Consider the following 19,328-nt stretch of genomic DNA (forward strand, 5'->3'; position numbering starts at 1 on the left):
AGGTCGGCGACGATGCCGGGCGGCCCCGAGAGGGTCAAGAAGTGGACGTGTGGGTGGGAAACAGGTGAGAGGGCCGCTCGCGTCCGGCGAGATAGCCGGACACGCCTGAACAAACAAGCAGGTAATCACCTGTGCGCATGGTTGTACTCATTGCGGCTGGCAAGGACTTGGGCGGGGGGCTCGCACTGCGGGCATGATCTGGGTTATTGCTGCTCCATTCCGTGGAAGTGGAAGCGACGTGGACGGGCCTGCCTGTCCGGATGCCGCACGGCCGAAGCGGCGAGCGGAGCCTCCGAAGGGACTCACGATGAGCGGCATCACCCTCGTCCGTAATGTGGTGGCCGGGTTGGCGATGTTCGTGGGCTTCACGAGCATGGCCGCGCCTGCGCCCGTGCGCGCGGAGCCCCTCTACTTCGCCGTCGAGGTCCGTCGTGACGGGCGGCTGGTGGCCCAGCCCAAGCTGCTGGGCGAGACGGGCCGCACCCTTCGCGCCGAGCGCCGCCGTCCGGGAGCGCCCCTGCCCGACTACCGGCTGGTCCTCACGCCCAAGGCCGAAGGCCAGTCCTTCCTCCTCCAGCTCGACCTGCTCCTGCCCGAGGCGAAGGGCCACTCCGAGCTGGCGCTCCTCCACGGCCAGGAGCGCAAGCTCCAGCTTGGCCGCGTCCCCGGAGAGCTCGAGGTCTCCCTGCTGCTGATGAAGGTGGACTCGCCGGAGTTCCGCGCGCTCATGCAACTGGGCGAAAGCGGCCGCAAGTCGCTGTCCACCTCGTCCATCTGACCGGCTACAGCACGGCCAGGTCGTCGCGGTGCACGGCCTCGTCGAGGTAGCGGTAGCCCAACACCGCTTCGATGTCCGCCGTGCGATGTCCGGCGATGCGGCGCAGTTCGTTGGCGTCGTAGGCCGCCAGCCCGCGCGCGAACACGGCTCCCCCCGCGTCCACCAGGTCCACCGGGTCTCCGCGCCCGAAGTCACCCTCCACGCCGCGCACGCCGCTGGGCAGCAGGCTGCGCTTGCCGGTGACAATGGCCTCGCGCGCGCCGGCATCCACCGTGAGCGTCCCGCGTGCGCGCAGGGCATGGGCAATCCACGCGGCGCGGGCACTGCGGCGGCTGCCGGCGGGCTCGAAGTGGGTCCCCACGTCCGCGCCTTCCAGGACGGCGCGCAGGCGGCCGGGCACGGCGCCGGACGTAATCACGCAGTGGATGCCGGAATCGGACGCGCGCGCGGCCGCCCGCACCTTGGTGCTCATGCCGCCCGTCCCCACCCCGCTGCTCGTGCCGGTGGCGAGCGCCAGGACCTCGGGCGTCACCTGCATCACCGTGGCCAGCAGCTCCGCGCCCGCGTCGCGCCGGGGGTCTCCGGTGTAGAGGCCCTCCACATCCGACAGCAGGACGAGCGCGTCGGCATCCACCACGCCGGCCACCAGCCCCGCCAGCGTGTCGTTGTCACCGAACTTCAGCTCGTCCACGGAGACGGTGTCGTTCTCGTTGATGACGGGGACGACGCCCGCCGTCAGCAACCGCTCCAGGGTGTGCTTCACGTTGAGGTAGCGGCGGCGCTCCTGCACGTCCTCGTGGGTGAGCAGCACCTGGGCCACCGCCTTCCCATGCGCGGCGAAGGCCTCTTCGTAGGCCTGCATCAGCCGGCTCTGCCCCACCGCCGCGCACGCCTGCTTGCCTGGGATGTCGCGAGGGCGCGAGGGCAGGCCCAGCCGCTCGACCCCCAGGGCAATGGCCCCGCTGGACACCACCAGCAGCTCGCGGCCCTGCGCGGCCCACAACAAATCCTGGCCCAGCGCATCGAAGTGCTGACGGTTGAAACGTCCGGTGGCGTTCGTCAGCGCGTTGGTGCCGATTTTCACCACCACCCGTCGGGCGGAGCGTAGGGCGGTGCGTCCCGTGGAAATCGAACTCACGGGGCGTCAGCGTAGGTCAGAAATGGAAGACGCGCGCGTCCGGCGTGTTTTCCCCACAGCGGCAGTCATAAAGTCGTACCAAAAAGGTGGGGGCCCCAATGCCTCCGCCAGGAGAGCACGGTTTGAAGGAAATCTACGGCAACACCCTGGGCCTCAAGTCGAGCGAACAGCACCGGTTGCGCAACACCTTCCGCCGGCGCGTCCCACCGCACGAAATCGTGTCGCCCGAGCTTGCCCGGCATCTCACCGAGCTGTCGCGTGAGCTGAACCGGCAGGTGGGTGTGCTCATCAACCGGAAGGGAGAAATCGAGCACGTCATCGTGGGCAACGCCCACAAGCTCGAGCTGCCGGACATCGGCCGCGCCCGCGCGGGCCAGGTGCGTCTGCGTGGCCTCCGCCTGATCCACACCCACTTGAAGAGCGAGCCGCTCACCAAGGACGACCTCACGGACCTCGCGCTGCTGCGCCTGGACTGCGTGGCGGCCGTTGGCGTGGGCCACGAGGGCCTGCCAGGCGTCCTGCACTACGCCTACCTCATCCCGGAGAACGGCTCCGGCGACTTCTGGCACGTCGAGACGCTGCCCTCCGTCCACGTGGCGCAGCCGGACCTCATGGACACGCTGGGCGCGCTGGAGGAGGAGTTCAACCGCAAAGCGGCGTCGCGCAAGGTGGGCGGCCGGGAGAAGGCCATCCTCGTGGCGGTGTGCCTGGACGGCAACCGCGCCCTGGCCGAGTCCAGCCTGGCGGAGCTGAAGGAGCTGGCGCGCACCGCGGGCGTGGAGGTCATCGACTCCGTGCTCCAGGTGAAGCGCGAGGCGGACCCGCGCTACCTCATCGGCCGCGGAAAGCTGGAGGATCTCAACCTGCGCTCCATGCAGTCCATGGTGGACCTGCTCATCTTCGACAAGGACCTCACCCCGTCCCAGGGCCGCCACATCGGCGAGGCCACCAGTCTCAAGGTGCTGGACCGCTCACAGCTCATCCTCGACATCTTCGCGCAGCGCGCGCAGAGCGCCGAGGGCAAGCTCCAGGTGGAGCTGGCACAGCTGAAGTACCGGCTGCCGCGGCTGGTGCAGAGTGACGATTCGCTCAGCCGGCTCATGGGCGGCATTGGCGGACGTGGCCCAGGCGAGACGAAGCTGGAGATCGACCGCCGCCGCGTGCGCGAGCGAATCACCCACCTGGAGAAGCGCATCGACGCGATTGGCCGGGAGCGCAGCGTGCGCCGGGCCCAGCGCAACCGGCGCGAGCTGCCCGTCATCTCCATTGTCGGCTACACCAACGCCGGCAAGTCCACGCTCCTCAACGCGATTACGAACGCCGAGGTGCTGGCAGAGAACAAGCTGTTCGCCACGCTGGACCCCACCAGCCGGCGGCTGCGCTTCCCGCAGGAGCGGGAGGTCATCATCACCGACACGGTGGGCTTCATCCGGGACCTGCCCAAGGACCTGGTCGCCGCCTTCCGCGCCACGCTGGAGGAGCTGTACGACGCCAGCCTGCTGCTCCACGTCGTGGACGCGGCAGACCCCGCCCGCGACGAGCAGGTGGAGGCCGTGGAGAACATCCTCGAGTCGCTCGACTTGATGGAGAAGCCGCGCCTCATGGTGTGGAACAAGGCGGACCTGCTTCCGCCGGACGAAGTGGCGGCGCTGCTGCGCACCCGGGGCGGCGTGGCCATCAGCGCCGCGACGCGCGAGGGCCTGGCGACGCTGCTGGCCAAGGCGGACACCACGCTGTTCGCCGAAGGCGCCACCGAGGCCATCGGCGCCGTCTGAGCCCGCGGTTGCCGCGCAGGCACGGCTCCCCGTAGAGTCGGGGAGCCGTGTCGACTCCATCGCTCACACCCCTGCTGCTGGCCCAGGCTGACTACGCGAAGCCTGTGTCCTCTCTGTCTCCGAAGTACTTCGAGCTGCTGGAGCAGAACAGCCACATCATCTACCCCGTCCTGGCGATTCTGACGCTGGTCATCATCGCCGCGGGCGTCCTCCAGGCGTGGCGCACGCAGGACCTGGACGGCCTCCAAAAGAACGAGTTCAAGCGCGCCATCGTCAACGAGCTGCGCCGCAACATCAGCGGCATGCCCGGTGACTTGCTGGCGAAGTCCGTGGGACTGGACCGGCTCAAGACGAACCGCCTGCTGGAGCAGATGCAGCAGGAGGGCCTGGTGGTGAGCCACACCAACTCCCAGCGGCTCACCGTGTGGCGCGTCCGCGGCGCCACGCCGGACGCCGCGCCGCGCCGCTACTGAAGGCCGCTCAGACGCCCGCCAGCTCCGACTTCGGCTGGCGCGTCATCAGGTCCACCACCGCCGTGCGCGCGCTCTTGCCCTCGTGGGCAATCAGGTACACTTGGTGGCAGATGGGCAGCTCCACGCCCGTCTTGAGCTCCAGTTCGTGCGCGCTGCGGGCCGTCTTCACGCCTTCGGCCACTTCCTTCATGTCCGCGAGGATGTCCGGCAGCTTGCGGCCCTTGCCCAGCTCCATCCCCACGTGCCGGTTGCGGCTCAGCTCGCCGGTGCACGTCAGCACCAGGTCGCCCATGCCGGACAGACCGGAGAGCGTCAGCGGGTTGGCGCCCTTGCGCACCGCCAGGCGCGTAATCTCCGCCAGGCCGCGGGTGATGATGGCCGCGCGCGCGTTGTGGCCCATGCCCAGGCCGTCCGCCATGCCGGCGGCAATCGCGATGACATTCTTCAGCGCGCCGCCGTACTGCACGCCCACCACGTCCGTGGAGGTGTAGCTGCGGAACGTCTCCGTCTGAAGCGCCTTCTGGCAGCGCAGCGCCACCTTGTCCCAGTGGGAGGCGATGGTCACCACCGTGGGCATGCGCCGCGCCAGCTCCTTGGCGAAGCTGGGGCCGGACAGCACCGCGAGGTACGGGTGGAACTCCTCCGGCAGGCAGTCCTCCAGGAGCTCCGTCATCGTCAGCAACGTCCCGTTCTCGATGCCCTTCGACACCGTGACGATGGGGACATGGCGCGGCAGGTACGCCTGGGCCTTCGCCACCACCTCGCGCGTGGCGTGGCTGGGCGTGGCCAGCACCACCAACTCCGAGCCCGCGAGCGCTTCCTGGAGGTCATTCGTGGCGCGCACGCGCTCCGAGATGGGGATGCCCTTCAGGTAGGTGGGGTTCTCGTGCTGCGTGTTGATGGCCTCCACGACGGAGGACTCACGACCCCACAGACGAACCTCCTCGCAATTGACCGCGAGCACGTTCGCCAGGGCGGTACCGAAGGAGCCGGAGCCGATGACACTGCCACGCATGAAAGACCTCGCTAGAAACCAGTCACGACGCCAAAGGTGATGACGGGCATGAAGTCCGTCTCGTCAGGCCGGGTCCGGATGTCCCCGCCAATCGTCAGAGCGTAGGACGTTTTCTCACTCACGGGGATTTCCGCGCCCAGCCGCACCGGGAAGGCTCCGGACAGCTCGACGTCAGGGGGCAGGCCGCCCAGCGGCACCCCTTGAATGGGCTCGGTGTCCAGCGCCATCAGGTAGCGGACGTCCAGGAACAGTCGCGGCGAGCGGGCGCCCGGGAGCTGGAGATTGCCGACGATGCCGGGCAGCACGTTCCAGTTGCGGCGCCCGCTGTAGTAGCGCGCGCCCCGGTCCTCCACGCTCGCGGGCCGCAAGAAGAAGGCGTGGCTGCCCTCCACCGCCACGCCCACGCTCCACCGGGGCCCGCCGTCGAGCACCATCCACCGCGCGCCCACGCGCAGCTCGTTCATCAACCCATAGGCGCTGTCCACGCCGGCCAGCACGTCCACGCGGCGATGGACGCCCACGGCGACTCGCGCGGACACGATGGGAAAGCCTAGGGCCAGGCCCACGGCCATGCCCCCTGCCCCCACCGTCTGGGCGCCGAGCAGGCTCACGCGGTTGGGGACGAGCGGCGGCCTGATGGGAGCCGGCGGCGGCCGGGGCGCGGGAATGGCGGCCTCGTCGATGGGCACCAGCGGCGGAACTTCAGGCAACCGGGGCAGCGTGGCCGCCTCCTCTGCCTCGGGGACGGCGGTGGCGCCCGGGAAGGACTCCCAGGCCGCGTCGTCCGGAGCTTCGTTGTGAGCAGGCGCGGGGACCTGCCCGGGTTGCGCCCAGGAGGTGTCCGGCGCCGGGTTGCGCGGAGGCGCCCCAGGAGACTCCGCTGGCGCAGAAGCCGCCGCGGGCGCGGTTCCCGAGGACACACCTGCCGGTGCCCCACCTCCAGACGCAGGCGGTCCTGGCTGGGACGGCGCGGATGCTTTCGACGAGCCCGCCGATGGGACACGCGCCTTCGAAGCCTCGGCGCCCGACACCCTCGACTGAGACGGCACGACCGCTGGGGGAGCGCCCTCCGCCGGACGAGCCTGGACGTCTCCCACCAGGGCAAACACGAGCAAGGGCAAAGAGGGGGCGGAGCGCATGGTGGGAAGCCTCAGCTTAGTCCGACGGGCGTATAAGGCACGAGGCATGCCCGCTCGCTCGGAGGCCAGACCGGGCCGGCGTCCGGAAGCGGTCAGCGACATGCGGGAAACGTCGCCGCGCGAGGCATCCTCCGGTCTACCATCCGCGCCGCTTCGGCAGGCGCACACGGGAGTCACACGGGATGAGGGCTGGAGGGCGCGCGGCATTGTTCATGGCACTGGCACTGGCGGCATGCCGGAGCCGACCTTCCGACACCCCCGCGGTGGACGCGGGCACCCCAGCGCCCCCCGCCGAGCGCGCGGCGCTCCCCGACTGCGAGGTGCTGCTGCCCGCGGACGACCGCGAGCTGATGCTCCCCGGCTTCACCATGAAGCAGGAGCGCGCCTGTCCGACGTGTGGCCCGCTGTGCAGCTTCCGCTCGGACGCGGAGCCCGGCCTCGCCGTCTCCATCACCTGGGACTGCAACGCCCGCTACGCCCAGTCGGACATCCACGAGTTGATGGCCCCCACCCTCCAGGCCGGCGGCGTGGAGGTGCCCGCGCTCGGCCGTGCCGCGGTGCGGCGCGCGCCCGCCCAGGGCATGTCCCAGGTGCTGGCCTGGGATGACGACACGGACTGCGCGGTCGTCGTCACCTGGCTGGGCGGTGAGACGGAGCGGGCCGTGGAGGTGGCGCGCTCGGCGCTCACCGCCACCAGGCCCGCCGTGCTCGACGCAGGGACACCTAGTGCCCCCAAAGAGGACGCGGGGGACTCCGGCGAGCCCTGAGGCCCACCGGACAGCCCCGGCCCCTACAGCGTGAGCAGGTACTCCACCAGGTCGTCGACCTCGGCGTCGGTGAGCTGCGCCGTCATGCCGTGCCGGTTCGACTCGCGGCCCTGCATCAGCCGGTCCTTCAGCGACACGGCGCTGCCGTCATGCAGGTACGGCGCGGTACGGGCCAGCCCCAACAGCGACGGCGTGTTGAGCCCCTGCTTGCGCACCACCGGGTCATCCTGGAGCGCCCCCGAGGTGACGAAGGTGCCCACGTCGGCCTGCGTGTTGAGGGTGAAGTGCGCCCCTCCGTGGCAGGTGTCACACGCGGCCTTGCGGAACACGGCCTCGCCGCGTGTCTGCGCGTCGGTGAGGACATCGGCCCTGTGCGGGTTGTCCGGCGCGGGCAGCACGTCGATGAAGTCGGACAGTTGCGCCACCATGACGCCGTCCAGCACCGTCCCACCCATGCGGTGGCGCACCGTCGCGTCGAGGAAGTCCCGCATGGTGGAGAACTCGCCGCTCCAGTGGAACGGCCCCGTCTTCGTCATGCTCCGGCCCGCGAGGCTGGGCGTCTGACGAGGCCCGTCCGGGAAGCCCCAGACGTGGCCGTCCTCGCGGCCATCGGGATGGCAGCTCGCGCACGACGCGCCCACCGACGTACTGGCCATGCGCGAGTCCAGCGCGCTGAAGAACAGCTTGCGGCCCGCCACCTCGTTGGGCGCCAGCACGTCCCCGGCGATGGGCAGCGGCGCGCCGTCCGTGCGGATGTTGGCGGTGCCACCCGCGCCGTCGCTCACCAGCGTCGTCACCGTGTGGTCGAACGCGTTGTAGACGTAGGCCTTGCGCCCATCCCGCGTCATCGCGATGCCGGTGGGGCCGGAGCCCACGCGCACCAACTGGCGCACCGTGCTGCCCAGACCCGACCTCAGGTCCGAGCCCGAACGGCGCCCCGTGGGGATGATGGCGACGTTGTCCGTCTCCCGGTTCACCACGAAGGCCCACAGGCCCGTCGGGTCCACCACCGCCGCCACCGGCCCCTGGATGGGGTGCGTCGACTCCGGGCTGATGATGGTGGAGGGCGGGAAGTCCGGTGACAGGTCCGGCGGCGGACGGCACCGGTCCATGTCATCCACCCGGGGCGAGCCCGTGTCCGTGTCGAAGGTAACCAGCCCTGGCGCCACCACGCCGCCCGTGTTGCAGGGCCCACCACCGCCGTAGAGCGAGCCCCCGCTCGGCTGAGTGGGCGTCCCATCTGGAGACAGCGGGTCCTCCCGCGCCCACATCACCGTCGCCAGCGCGCGCTCTCCATCCGGCGTCACCGCGACGCTCGACATGCTGCGCGGCTGGAAGCGGATGTCCGCGGGCGGAAGCCGCGGCGACAGCCCGTCCGGGGACACGGCCACGTTGTCCCGGACGTTGGCGCGCGCGTACAGGTCCGTCTGCTCACGCACCACGCGGGGCCGGTCCACGTCCGTCAGGTCCACGGAGACCAGGTCGCCCTGGCGGAAGCGGGTGATGAGCGCGCGCTTGCCGCCCTGCGCCAGCGCGATGCCCCGGGGCTCATCCCCCACCGGCAATTCCCAGCGCACCGACAGCGAGCGCGTGTCCACCGCCATCAACGAGCCGTGGCTCGACGTCGCCAGCGCGGTGCTGTTCACCACGTACAGCGTGTCCCCGGCGGGCGACACCGACAGGCCCACGGGCTCCACCCCCACCGCGATGCGGGCCGCCTCGTTCCAGTCCCCCCGGTGGATGACGGACACGCTGCGCGAGCCGCGATTGGAGACGTAGACGGTGTCGTCCGGCCCCACCGCCACGCGCTCGGGGAGGAGGCCCACCTTCACCTCGCCCACCTTTTCACGACGCGCCGTGTCCACCACGGCGAGGACGCCATTGTCCGAGTCCACCACGTAGAGAAAGGCGTCATCCCGGCTGAGCGCCACCGAGCCCGACGCCTGGGTCCAGGTCGCCTGGGCGTCGCGGTCTTCACACGCCGGAAGCGCGAGCATCGAGGCCAGCACCGTGGCCAGGACCGTCCGTCTCATGGAGGGGTTCCCTTCCTCGCGGCGGCCCGTCCCACCCACCAGACACCGGGCGGCCGCATCCTGAGCGGGGAAGAAGGCGGCCGGCCCACGTCGCACGCCTGCCCCGCGGCCGCCCATGCTTGCACCAGAACACCCCCGAAGTCGATGACGTCCGCACACACTCCGGGTGAGTGGTGGACACTCCCTGTCGCGGGCGCGGATGAAACGCCACGAGCGTGTAGCGCCGGGTAGGGGTAAAGGAGAGGGGCCGTGTCCCGCACTCCGCCCCGATTCCTCAACTTCCGGCGCACGTTCGCGCTGCTCATCGTCCTGGTGGTGGTGCCATCCGCCGGCCTGTCCGGCTTCGGGGTGGTGGCCATCATCAACGAGCGCGCGGCCGTGGAGAAACGGCTGGAGGCCGCCTGGCGCGGCACGCTGGAGTCGCTGTCGGAGGAACTGCCGGGCATCCTCGCCTCGGCGAGCCTGGAGCCGGTGAATGGCCAACTCCAGTTCATCCTCCCCGACGGGCAGCCCGTGTCGGAGCCGGACGGCGCCTTCCAGTTGGAGGACGGACAGGTCCGCACCCGGGACCCCCAACTGGCGGAGGCGCTCACCACCGTGGTGCCCGAGGCGGGCGGACTGCCCACCGAGCCCACCGTCTTCTCGCTCACCGCGGGCGGGCGCGCGGTGCTGGTGGCCGCCGAGCGACGCGGCAGCGTGGTGCACGGCGTGCGGCTGTCGGTGCAGCAGTTGGAGGCCCTGCTGGCCGAGCGCGTGGACCCCCGGGCCGTATCCAGCGAACCGGTGCGCTTCGCCCTGCTGCCCGTGCCCCGGGAGCCCTCCGATGGCGGACTGATGGGGCGGCTGGTGTCCGAGGTGGCGCAGGCGCGCGCCAGCGCCCTGGGGCCCACGGGGCTCGCTGAGCGCGTGCTGTCCTCGCCCCTCCAGGACTTCCGGCTGGTGGTGCTGCCCACCGGCGAGGACCCGGTGGCGCGCGCGTCCACGCGCAACCGCGTGCTGTACGGCGTGCTGCTGGGCGTGTTCTACCTGACGCTCACCTTCGGCGTCGTCTACACCGGCCGCGCGCTCTACCGTGAGGCGCAGCTGTCGCGGATGAAGACGGACTTCGTGTCGCTGGTGAGCCACGAGCTGCGCACGCCCCTCACGTCCATCCGCATGTTCATCGAGACCCTGGCCCTGGGGCGGCTGAAGGACCCGGCGCAGATGCAGGAGGTGCTCACCCTGCTGATGCGCGAAACGGAACGCCTGTCCATCTTCGTCGAGCGCGTGCTGGACTGGGCGCGCATCGAAGGCGGGCGCAAGGTGTACCAGCGCGAAATCGTGCCGGTGTCGGAGCTCGTGAACGCGGCGGTGGAGGCCTTCCGCACCCAGCGCATGGAGGACGGCGTGGACCTGACGGTGGAGGTGTCAGACGGCTTGCCCGCGCTGGACGTGGACCGGGCCGCGGTGGCCGGCGCGCTGCTCAACCTGCTGCAGAATGCCTACAAGTACAGTGGGCCGGACAACCGCCGCATCACCCTCCAGGTCCGGGGCAGCGGCAAGGGCGTGGACCTGACGGTGGAGGACAACGGCGTGGGCATCGCTCCGCAGGAGCGCACTCGCATCTTCGAGCGCTTCTATCGCGTGGACAACCTGCTGACGCGCAGGACGGAAGGCAGCGGGCTGGGGCTGGCCATTACCCGGCGCATCATCGAAACCCACGGAGGCCGCATCTCCGTGCAGAGCGAGCCAGGCAAGGGAAGCCGGTTCACCATCCACCTGCCGGCGGGGAAGGCATGAGCGACAAGACGCGGAGCATCCTGGTCGTGGAGGACGACCTGTCCATCCTCACGGGCCTGTCCATGAACCTGCGCTTCGAGGGCTACGAGGTGCTCCAGGCCCAGGATGGCCGCACCGGCCTGGCGCGCGCGCTGGACGAGTCGCCGGACCTGGTGGTGCTGGACGTCATGCTGCCGGAGCTCAATGGCTTCGAGGTCCTCAAGGAGCTGCGCCAGCGCGGCCGGGACACACCCGTCGTCGTGCTCTCCGCCAAGGGAATGGAGACGGACAAGATTGTCGGCCTCAACCTGGGCGCGGACGACTACGTGGTGAAGCCGTTCGGCCTCCAGGAGCTGCTGGCCCGTATCAAGGCCGTGCTGCGCCGGCGCTACCCGTCCGCGGGGGCGGGCTCGCCGCCGCCGGTGACCTTCGGCGACGTGAGCGTGGACATGGCCGCCCGCACGGTGGCACGCGCGAGGACGCCGGTGGAGCTCACCGCGCAGGAGTTCAAGCTGCTGGCGCACTTCCTCGCGCACCCGGGACGCACCTTCACCCGCGAGGAGCTGCTGTCCGGCGCGTGGGGCTACCACTACGAAGGCAGCGCCCGCACCGTGGACAACTTCATGCGCCAGCTGCGCTTGAAGTTCGAGCCCGACCCGGAAGCCCCCCGCCACTTCCTCACCGTGCGCGGACTGGGCTACCGCTTCGAGCGCTGACGGGCGCTCACGGTCCGGCGATGCCGATGTGGCGCGAGTCCTCCAGGTCGAAGGGCTTGCCGTCGAAGCGGCCGTAGCGCTCGCGCGGCACCAACCCCGCCGCGATGAGCGCCGCGTCCAGCTCCTCCGGCGTGAAGTGCCGCAGCCTGAGGCGGCGGATGGGGCTGGGCCCACCGGGAGCACGCCGCTCGCGCAGGTGGAGGGTGAAGAGCGGGCGGCGAGGCTCCAGGCCGGCGCTGGGCGCCTCGTCGTCTCGGGGGAGCACGGGCTCGCGGGGCGTGTTGAGCACGTCGTAGACGAAGGAGCCACCCGGCGTGAGGTGGTGACGCACCGTGGCCAGCAACGCCTCCAGGTCGTCCTTTCCCGGCATCAGCCCCAATGCGTGCTGGGGTGCGAGCACCAGTGGGAAGCGCTCGTCCAGGCGCAGCGAGCGGAGGTCCGCCACCAGGAAGCGCGCCCTGCGTGAGACGTCCTCGGGTTCCGAGTGCCGCCGTTCCTCCGCGGAGCGAATCATCACCCCCGAGGGGTCCACGCCCACGGCGTCATAGCCATCCCCCGCCAGCGCCCACACCACCCGGCCATTGGCGGCGCCCAACACCAGCACGGGCCCGCCATGCTCGGCCGCCTGGCGTGTGTAGAACAGGAGGTCCGGCTCCTGAGCGACAAGAGAAAGTGGCATCCGGCCCCGCGCGTCATGACCACGCATTCGATGAAGGAAGTAGCACGAATCCGGCCTCGCCCGGGACAGGCACGTACACACGCTGGGAAGCGGATTACCCACATCGTGTCCGGCGCCCGACGGACACATCACGCTTCAAGGCTGCTCGTGCTGGCACCGTCCTTGCGAATGAACGGGGATTGAACACGACGACCCACTTCGGGCCGGTCGGCTTTTCAGCGGGGAACGGTGACGAGATGAAGCGCGGATGGGGATGGGCGGGCGCGCTCTTCGTGGCGGGTTGGGTGTGGACGGGCTGTGGCTCGGGGGGTGACACGAGAGGCACCGAGGGCTTGGACGTCCCGCCCTCGGAATTCCCCCAAGCCCCGGAAGGCGATGCAGGCACGCCGGACGCGGGCACGCTGGACTCCGGAACACCGGACGAGCCCGACGCGGGAGAACCGGATTCGGGCACGCCCGATGACGACGGTGGCACGCCGGATTCGGGTACGCCGGACGACGACGGTGGCACGCCGGACGGGGGCCCCGAGGAAGTGCCCCTGCCCACGCCTTCCGCGGCGAACTGGGAGTTCTTCGGCCGCGAGGCGGGCGGCCCCCGCGTCGTCCACGGCGTGAGCGCGGACGCCTCCGGCAACATCTGGGTGGCGGGCGGCGAAGAAGGGCTCTTCCTGATGAAGAAGGGTGAGCGCACCTTCCGGCGTTACACGATGGCGGAAGGCCTGCGCCCGTACGGCTACATGCCGGACGGCAGCGCGCCGCCGGGACCGAAGTTCCTCAAGGTCATCTCTGTCGCGGGCGCTTGGAACGACACCGTCTTCGTCGGCTACGAGGGCATGCCGGGCGACGGCGCGCTCCACTGCGAGAACAACTGGGACAGCAACGTGCCGGACCCCGCGCGATACAAGAGCGGTGACGCCGACCGTGTCTCACTGCGCGCGGACGGCACGCTCGACGTCGTGCACTACGACATCTTCTCGGGGCCGAACGTCGTCGACGCCGAGCTGCGAGGCCGCGAGAAGCTCTGCAACATCTGGCGCATCGCCTATGACGCGAAAACCAACAGCGTCTGGTTTGGCGCCAACCACGGCTTCGCCCGCGGTGATGCGGACTACCGGGGCGACCCGACGTGCAACGGGCAGTTCCACTGCTGGGGCGTGGAGGAGCACTCGCACCCGGGCATCAACGCGTACATCTACTCGAACCCCACGGAGGACCGGGCCCAGTACGGAGAGGACCGGAGCCGGTGGAGGGTTCAGCCCGCGCTGCTCACGGATGCGTACTGGGGCCTGGGCGTGCGTCCGGACGGGGACGTCTGGGTCGGCGGCGCCAACCGGACGACGCGCTACTTCTACGGCACCGTCGCGAACGACTTCTGGGAGGGCCAGACGCGGACGGAGTCCCGGGCCTACGCATGGAACCGCATCGACATTTGGAAGGACGCGGTGGGCGAGGAGCGCTATTCCCGTCCGGAGCAGCGCACGGATGACCTGGTCTCCGGCATCGCCGTCGTGGGCACCTCCGCGTGGGTGGGCTCCTTCGGCCACGGCCTCGCGGAGCTGAACGACAGCGGCCAGGTGGTGCGCACGCTGAAGAACGAGCTGGCCGCGCCGCACGTGGCCAGCGTGGCGGCGGACCCGGCCAACGGCAGCATCTGGGCCGGTCACAGCTGGGGCGGCGGCCTCTCCCGTGTCCGGGGCGGCTCCGTCTCCCACTACGGCCTCTCCGTGCTCGGGCGGGAGCTGTCCAGCATGCGCGTGCCGGACATCCAGGTGGACCGCTCCGGCCCGCGGCGCCGCATGCTGGTGGCCTTCCAGGGTGCCACGCTGAGCGACGGCACCGTGATGCCGGGCACCATCGGCATCTACTCCGGGGAGTGAGCGGTCCTTCGAATGGAACGTGGGCGGCGGCCGGGCTTCTTCACCGGAGCCCGGTCGTCGCCTGTTCGCGGTTCTTGGCTACTTGTACCAGGGGTACGTCAGGTTGGCCGGGAGCAGGAAGCCCCACCCCGCATCGATGACGATGGGCGCGTGGCCGGGCTTGCCATACACCTGCACCGGTACCTGGGTGACACCGTCCTTGTATGGGTACTGCAGCGGTTTGTCCCCCTGGCGGAAATGCACGTTCCGGAGCACCACGCGCTGTTGCTCCGGGCTGTACAGGGTGGCGACGAACAGGAAGTGCTCGTCATCTCCTGGCACTCGCTTGCGCTCCACCGTCATCAGCAACGACGTCCGTTCATCCGACTCCACGCTTCTCACCAACCTCCGCGTGTAGCGGGGCGCCAGCCAGAAGGCGGCCAGACCGATGACAATCAAGAGACTCCCCCAGATGGGGAGCTGGGCGCTGAACGGCCATCGGAACCTTCCGGAATCGAGCGCCCGCTGGAACGATGACGCGCCGTAAAGCACCGCCAACGTCCCCAACGCCACGCCCACGCTGGCCCAGCGGAAGGAGCCCGCGAGGCGCTGTCGCAGCGCATCAATCAATTCGTCACGATTCCCCTGCACGGGCTTCACCTTGGGACGCGCATCCGTCACCACAGAGGACCTCCAGGTTCACTGCCCCGTGTCCTAAACCGCTCCGCTTCGTGCCGATAGCCTCCGTCGACCGCGCACCGGCCCTGCCGGGCGTGCAAATTCCGCCCGTCGCGGGCCAGCGGACTTCCATGAGCCGCCGTGCGGCGACGCCGGGCTGCCCCGCTCGCCTTCGTCACGCCCCGGGAGCCCGCCCCGCCCACCTCACGACCGGTCCCCGCCTGGCCGGCTGCTGGGCGGGCATCATCCTGAGGGACAGGAAGTCACCACGAGGCGCGAAGCCGTCCTAGAATCCCGGCCCGTCCATGCCCGCCCTGCCCCCCGCACCCATCCCCTCTCACACCGTCATTGGCGCACGGACTCAAGGGGAGCGGCTCTCCGCCCAGCTCTTCCACCTCGTCCTGCTGGACACCGAGCGCGCCGGCACCGTCTTCCCCCTGGCCAATGAAGCCCTCCGCGTGGGCAAGGCCCCGGACAATGACGTCGTCATCGACCACCCCACCGTGAGCCGCAACCACCTGGTGGTTCGCCGCCAGGGAGACCGCTTCCTCGTGCAGGACCTGGGCTCCACCAACGGCACCTTCCTCGACGGTGCCCAGGTGCGTGAGGCCTTCCTCCGCCCCGGCGCCCTGCTGGAGGTCGGCGACGTGCGCCTGCGCTTCAGTCCCCAGGTCTCCCCGGTCCAGGTGGAGCCCATCCTGGAGGACCGGCTGGGCGACCTGGTGGGCCGCAGCCTGCCCATGCGGCAGATTTTCGCGCTGCTCCAGCGCATCGCGCCCACCGACTCCACCGTGCTGCTGGTGGGTGAGACGGGCTCCGGCAAGGGCGCCGCCGCCAAGGCCACCCACAAGCTCAGTCCCCGCGCGGGCGGGCCGCTCGTCGTCTTCGACTGCGCCAGCGTGTCCGACTCCCTCATCGAGAGCGAGCTGTTCGGCCATGAGAAGGGCGCCTTCACCGGCGCGGTGAGCCAGCGCATCGGCTGCCTGGAGCGCGCCAACGGCGGCACCCTCTTCCTGGACGAAATCGACGACCTCGCCCTGGACCTGCAGCCCAAGCTGCTGCGCGCCATTGAAGACCGGGAGTTCCGCCGGCTCGGCGCCTCCTCCCCCATCTCCTTCGACGCGCGCATCATCGTCGCCAGCAAGAAGGACTTGTGGGCGGAGACTCAGGCGGGCCGCTTCCGCGAGGACCTCTACTTCCGCCTCTCCGTGTTCACCGTCAGCCTTCCTTCACTGCGCGACCGCAAGGAGGACATCCCCCTGCTGGTGGATGCCTTCGCGGGCGAAGGCCTGTGGCCCCGGCTGCCGGAGAAGATTCGCGAGCAGTTCACCGGGCACACTTGGCCGGGCAACGTGCGCGAATTGCGCAACGCCCTGGAGCGCGCCCGGCACATGGTGGACATTCCGGAGCTGGCCGGGGACACCCTGCTGCGCGAATTCACCCGCGAGGCCCCCGCCGCCGCCGGGGACTCCCTGCCGGTGGAGTTCACCGGCCCCTTCAAGGTCTGCAAGGACGAGCTCATCCGCGCCTTCGAGCGCGAGTACCTCACCCGGCTGTTGGGCCGCGCCAAAGGCAACATCGCCCGCGCCGCCCGCGAGGCCGAGCTGGACCGGAAGCACCTGTACTCGCTGCTCCACAAGTACGGACTCGTTCAGAGCGAGACGGACTGAGGCCCCCGCAGGCGTCTGGCGCGTCGGACTGGCAAACAGCGGACGGAGTGTGGAAGGGACTCGTGACACCCGTGCGAGCCGTGGCATGTTCGCGGCGCACTGGGAGTCAAGCCTCCCCCCTCTAGGAGACGTCAAAGAATGAAGCGTCCGTCCCCCTGGCTCGCCATGATGTTCGCCGGTTTCATGTCCATGCACGCCACCGGCTGCTTCGGCCAGTTCCAGCTCACGCAGAAGATCTGGAACTTCAACAAGAACATCTCCGGCAACAAGTTCGTGCAGTGGCTGATGTTCCTCGTGCTCACCATCATCCCCGTCTACGGGCTGGGCGCGTTCATCGACGCCATCGTCATCAACAGCATCGAGTTCTGGACGGGAAGCAACCCCGTCGCCAGCGTCGACGGCGCGCCGGAGACCACCCGCATCGTCAAGCTGAGCCCCACCGACACGCTGCGCCTGTCGCGTGACGTGGAGACGGGCGTCATGCGCATGGAGCTGGCGCGCGAGGGCCAGGAGACGATGGTCCGCTACTTCGAGCCGCTCGAGGACGGCATGGTGGTCCGCGACGACGCCGGCGCCATGCTCATCCAGGCCCAGGAGGCGACGGACGGCGCGGTGGCGGTGACGGATGCCGCCGGCACCACGCTGACGGTCCACGCCCGTGACGCGCTGGCCGTGGCCCGCCGCGTGTACGAAGAGGGTGGCGCGCAGGCGCTCGCGCAGCACGCCGTGGCCCAGGCCTCCGTGTCCCAGGGCCTGGCCAGCAACACCTGCGTGGCCCAGTAGTCAGCACGTCCGCAGCTCACTGTTCGGAAATGTCGGGACATTCGCGGCACCCAAACCCCCGACATTTCCGAACAGCAGCCTGCCCGACGCGCTCCGGCCCCTCCCGCTATTCGGGAGGCGTGCCCGCGTCGGGAGGAACGCCGCCGTCAAGCAACTGGCCCGGGTCCGGGCCGAAGCTCGCATCCTGCGCCACCACGGAGAACGTCCCCTCCAGGTTGCGGCCAGCGCCAAAGCCATCCCCCCGGCTGAAGGACATGGAGAAGTCTCCGCGCGTGGGCTCGCCCGGGTTGCCTCCAGACTCCAACTGCAAGTCGCCCTTGTTCACCGGCCCGAAGACGCGCGCGGGCTCGCCCGCGTTGAGGTGCACCACCGTGGCCCGCGCCTGTCCCGACGGCGTGGTGCCAGCGAGGTTCACCTTTGTCCCGGGACGCAGGTCCAGCCCTTCCGTGGACACGGTGAGGCGGACGACCAGGTCCACGTCCAAATCATTGTTCCGGTAGTAGCTGACCTGGAACGCCTCCGCGTTGCGCAGCACCTCCACGCGGGACACCTCCAGCGGGAAGAGCTCGGACACGCTGCCGCCCAGCGAGTTGTCCGCGAGGCCGCACGCGGCCAGCCCCGCCCCGGCCATCAGGGCCGACAAGCTCACGGCAGCGAGCGTGCGGGCCGCGCGCGTCATCGCTCCACCGCGAGCTTCAGCACGCCCTTGTCCTGCGCCACCACCGGCGCCCGGTACAGGACGACGCGCTTGCCACTGGAGAGGTACGCCAGCTTCGGCGACCAGCCACCGCCGGCGTCCACCAGCGTCTCCCGCCAGATGCCCTGGATGCGCGTGGAGATGACCAGCGCGTCGTCGTTCGGGTTGCAGCTCGTGTCATTGCGGCCGGACTCGGCGGCGCAGATGTAGAAGGCGATGGACGGCTCGTGGTGGACCGGGTCGAAGGCCAGTGACGGATACCAGCCGCCCGTGCCGCTGTTGAACACGGGGTCCGGCATGGACCAGTCCCGCTCAGACGTGCAGGACGTCGCGGAGGCGTCAGCGCATTCCGTGTACGTCAGCGCGTTCGAGCTCCTGTTCAAGACCGCAATGCCAAACCCCTCGACCGAGTCATGCGCCAGCGAGGCTCCGAGCTGAGTGTTGGGAACGGCCTGCACGCGTACCGGCGGCGTCCAGGTGAGACCATCCGCGTTGCGCCGCTGGAAGTGCACATCCGTGCCGGTGGCCTGCGCTGCCTCTGGCGCCTTGTCGTGCACCAGTGCCGGTTGGGCCCCCGCCATCACCAGGGAGATGTGGCCACCGTAGCCCAACTTGTTGTCACCGGAAGACACCGCGACTCGGCGCTGCCAGTTCGTGGGACCACCGCTGGCAATCTCCAGGTCACTGGCCCCGAAGTCCTGGTTCTGGAACTGCCCGTTCTGCCCATCCCGGTAGGCGACGATCGCCTCGCTCCCATTGAACACGGTGGCGGGGTTGAGGCCGACGAGGTAGCCCTTGTCCGTCGTGGGGTTGACGGGCTGCGCCTCATCGGAACGCCGCACGACGATGCGCTCCGTCCACGCGCCGGAGGCGCTGCGATACGACACCGCCAGGTCGCTCTGGAACCAGAACGACGAGGGATCTTCCCGGTCGCCGCCCAGGTACGTCACCACCGGCTGACCGTCCGGCCCGAAGGCCACGGACACACCGTACACGCGCTGCACGGTGGCGATGCGCTCGGCCGCGCCGAGCTGCCCGCCGTCGAACTCGCGGTACATCAGGTCCATGTTCTCCACGTTCTCCCGCATCGTCCCGTTGCGGACGAAGTACGCCATGCCGATGCGGTCCTGCGGACCCACAGCCATGGCGATGGAGGAGATGGGGTCGAACTGGCCCTCGCTCGAATCCACCACGAACTTCGCGAAGGGCGAGGTGTCGATCGGACCGCCGTCGGGGTTACCACCCGCGTCAGGGGGCGTCGGGTTGCTGTCCTTGCCACACCCCAGCGAGAGCACCAGGCCCAGAGCCCAGGCATGCCGTTTCATGTGCCACTCCTCGTGTGTTGTCGGCCCTGCACGTCGTGGCGGCATCCT

The 19,328-nt window shown here is 70.0% G+C and carries 17 protein-coding genes; 9 read left to right on the plus strand and 8 right to left on the minus strand.

Annotated elements, in window-relative coordinates:
• Positions 1 to 307 precede the first annotated feature (307 nt).
• On the plus strand, positions 308 to 778 hold the full coding sequence (locus FMP39_RS13770; protein ID WP_228557963.1) for a hypothetical protein: 471 nt from the start codon (positions 308 to 310) through the stop codon (positions 776 to 778).
• A 4-nt stretch (positions 779 to 782) separates the two neighbouring features.
• Here the strand turns inward: FMP39_RS13770 and proB are convergent, their stop codons facing one another.
• Positions 783 to 1,916: a glutamate 5-kinase gene (proB, locus tag FMP39_RS13775; protein ID WP_141590343.1), complete on the minus strand. Its 1,134-nt coding sequence runs from the start codon at positions 1,914 to 1,916 to the stop codon at positions 783 to 785.
• A gap of 122 nt (positions 1,917 to 2,038) precedes the next feature.
• Here proB and hflX point away from each other — a divergent pair, with 122 nt between their 5' ends.
• Both hflX and FMP39_RS13785 read left to right on the plus strand, forming a co-directional pair.
• On the plus strand, positions 2,039 to 3,691 hold the full coding sequence (hflX, locus tag FMP39_RS13780) for a GTPase HflX (RefSeq protein ID WP_194858388.1): 1,653 nt from the start codon (positions 2,039 to 2,041) through the stop codon (positions 3,689 to 3,691).
• Positions 3,692 to 3,738: 47 nt separating this feature from the next.
• Positions 3,739 to 4,164, plus strand: a complete 426-nt coding sequence (locus FMP39_RS13785; protein ID WP_011551472.1) for a hypothetical protein — start codon at positions 3,739 to 3,741, stop codon at positions 4,162 to 4,164.
• A 7-nt stretch (positions 4,165 to 4,171) separates the two neighbouring features.
• Here FMP39_RS13785 and FMP39_RS13790 read toward each other — a convergent pair whose 3' ends face one another.
• Complete coding sequence (locus FMP39_RS13790; RefSeq protein ID WP_141590345.1) at positions 4,172 to 5,179, minus strand: NAD(P)H-dependent glycerol-3-phosphate dehydrogenase; 1,008 nt, start codon at positions 5,177 to 5,179, stop codon at positions 4,172 to 4,174.
• 11 nt (positions 5,180 to 5,190) lie between these two features.
• Positions 5,191 to 6,099 carry a hypothetical protein gene (locus FMP39_RS13795; protein WP_141590346.1) on the minus strand — a complete coding sequence of 303 codons (909 nt, stop codon included), beginning with the start codon at positions 6,097 to 6,099 and terminating at the stop codon, positions 5,191 to 5,193.
• A 401-nt stretch (positions 6,100 to 6,500) separates the two neighbouring features.
• On the opposite strand from FMP39_RS13795, the gene FMP39_RS13800 reads away from it, so the two are divergent.
• Positions 6,501 to 7,085 (plus strand): hypothetical protein, encoded by a 585-nt coding sequence (locus tag FMP39_RS13800; RefSeq protein WP_141590347.1) that lies wholly within the window; start codon positions 6,501 to 6,503, stop codon positions 7,083 to 7,085.
• 23 nt (positions 7,086 to 7,108) lie between these two features.
• Here FMP39_RS13800 and FMP39_RS13805 read toward each other — a convergent pair whose 3' ends face one another.
• Positions 7,109 to 9,118: a c-type cytochrome gene (locus tag FMP39_RS13805; RefSeq protein ID WP_141590348.1), complete on the minus strand. Its 2,010-nt coding sequence runs from the start codon at positions 9,116 to 9,118 to the stop codon at positions 7,109 to 7,111.
• 249 nt (positions 9,119 to 9,367) lie between these two features.
• Here FMP39_RS13805 and FMP39_RS13810 point away from each other — a divergent pair, with 249 nt between their 5' ends.
• Positions 9,368 to 10,897, plus strand: a complete 1,530-nt coding sequence (locus FMP39_RS13810; protein WP_141590349.1) for a cell wall metabolism sensor histidine kinase WalK — start codon at positions 9,368 to 9,370, stop codon at positions 10,895 to 10,897.
• A complete protein-coding gene (locus tag FMP39_RS13815; protein WP_011551466.1) occupies positions 10,894 to 11,592 on the plus strand; it encodes a response regulator transcription factor in 699 nt (232 codons plus the stop codon). The genes FMP39_RS13810 and FMP39_RS13815 overlap by 4 nt, the downstream gene beginning before the upstream one ends.
• Positions 11,593 to 11,599: 7 nt before the next feature.
• Here the strand turns inward: FMP39_RS13815 and FMP39_RS13820 are convergent, their stop codons facing one another.
• On the minus strand, positions 11,600 to 12,298 hold the full coding sequence (locus FMP39_RS13820) for a bifunctional 2-polyprenyl-6-hydroxyphenol methylase/3-demethylubiquinol 3-O-methyltransferase UbiG (protein WP_194858389.1): 699 nt from the start codon (positions 12,296 to 12,298) through the stop codon (positions 11,600 to 11,602).
• A gap of 152 nt (positions 12,299 to 12,450) precedes the next feature.
• Here FMP39_RS13820 and FMP39_RS13825 point away from each other — a divergent pair, with 152 nt between their 5' ends.
• On the plus strand, positions 12,451 to 14,148 hold the full coding sequence (locus FMP39_RS13825; protein WP_141590351.1) for a hypothetical protein: 1,698 nt from the start codon (positions 12,451 to 12,453) through the stop codon (positions 14,146 to 14,148).
• A 78-nt stretch (positions 14,149 to 14,226) separates the two neighbouring features.
• On the opposite strand, the gene FMP39_RS13830 is transcribed toward FMP39_RS13825, so the two are convergent.
• The gene (locus FMP39_RS13830) at positions 14,227 to 14,808 is read right to left on the minus strand and encodes a hypothetical protein (protein ID WP_141590352.1); all 582 of its coding nucleotides are present in this window, start codon (positions 14,806 to 14,808) and stop codon (positions 14,227 to 14,229) included.
• 302 nt (positions 14,809 to 15,110) lie between these two features.
• On the opposite strand from FMP39_RS13830, the gene FMP39_RS13835 reads away from it, so the two are divergent.
• On the plus strand, positions 15,111 to 16,475 hold the full coding sequence (locus FMP39_RS13835; protein WP_011551462.1) for a sigma 54-interacting transcriptional regulator: 1,365 nt from the start codon (positions 15,111 to 15,113) through the stop codon (positions 16,473 to 16,475).
• 138 nt (positions 16,476 to 16,613) lie between these two features.
• On the plus strand, positions 16,614 to 17,258 hold the full coding sequence (locus FMP39_RS13840; protein ID WP_090484655.1) for a DUF3332 domain-containing protein: 645 nt from the start codon (positions 16,614 to 16,616) through the stop codon (positions 17,256 to 17,258).
• A gap of 106 nt (positions 17,259 to 17,364) precedes the next feature.
• Here FMP39_RS13840 and FMP39_RS13845 read toward each other — a convergent pair whose 3' ends face one another.
• Entirely contained in the window at positions 17,365 to 17,937 is a 573-nt protein-coding gene (locus FMP39_RS13845; protein ID WP_141590353.1) for a hypothetical protein, read from the minus strand.
• Entirely contained in the window at positions 17,934 to 19,280 is a 1,347-nt protein-coding gene (locus FMP39_RS13850; protein ID WP_141590354.1) for a hypothetical protein, read from the minus strand. Before FMP39_RS13850 ends, FMP39_RS13845 begins: the two co-directional genes overlap by 4 nt.
• Positions 19,281 to 19,328 lie beyond the last annotated feature (48 nt).

This window comes from Myxococcus sp. AB056 (assembly GCF_006547365.1).
In the GTDB taxonomy this organism is placed as follows: domain Bacteria; phylum Myxococcota; class Myxococcia; order Myxococcales; family Myxococcaceae; genus Myxococcus; species Myxococcus virescens.

Coding starts and splice junctions, on each gene's coding strand:
- FMP39_RS13770 (WP_228557963.1), top strand. CDS start 308: ATGAGCGGCATCACCCTCGTCCGTAATGTGGTGGCCGGGTTGGCGATG.
- FMP39_RS13790 (WP_141590345.1), bottom strand. CDS start 5,179: ATGCGTGGCAGTGTCATCGGCTCCGGCTCCTTCGGTACCGCCCTGGCG.
- FMP39_RS13800 (WP_141590347.1), top strand. CDS start 6,501: ATGAGGGCTGGAGGGCGCGCGGCATTGTTCATGGCACTGGCACTGGCG.
- FMP39_RS13805 (WP_141590348.1), bottom strand. CDS start 9,118: ATGAGACGGACGGTCCTGGCCACGGTGCTGGCCTCGATGCTCGCGCTT.
- FMP39_RS13815 (WP_011551466.1), top strand. CDS start 10,894: ATGAGCGACAAGACGCGGAGCATCCTGGTCGTGGAGGACGACCTGTCC.
- FMP39_RS13820 (WP_194858389.1), bottom strand. CDS start 12,298: ATGCGTGGTCATGACGCGCGGGGCCGGATGCCACTTTCTCTTGTCGCT.
- FMP39_RS13835 (WP_011551462.1), top strand. CDS start 15,111: ATGCCCGCCCTGCCCCCCGCACCCATCCCCTCTCACACCGTCATTGGC.
- FMP39_RS13840 (WP_090484655.1), top strand. CDS start 16,614: ATGAAGCGTCCGTCCCCCTGGCTCGCCATGATGTTCGCCGGTTTCATG.
- FMP39_RS13845 (WP_141590353.1), bottom strand. CDS start 17,937: ATGACGCGCGCGGCCCGCACGCTCGCTGCCGTGAGCTTGTCGGCCCTG.
- FMP39_RS13850 (WP_141590354.1), bottom strand. CDS start 19,280: ATGAAACGGCATGCCTGGGCTCTGGGCCTGGTGCTCTCGCTGGGGTGT.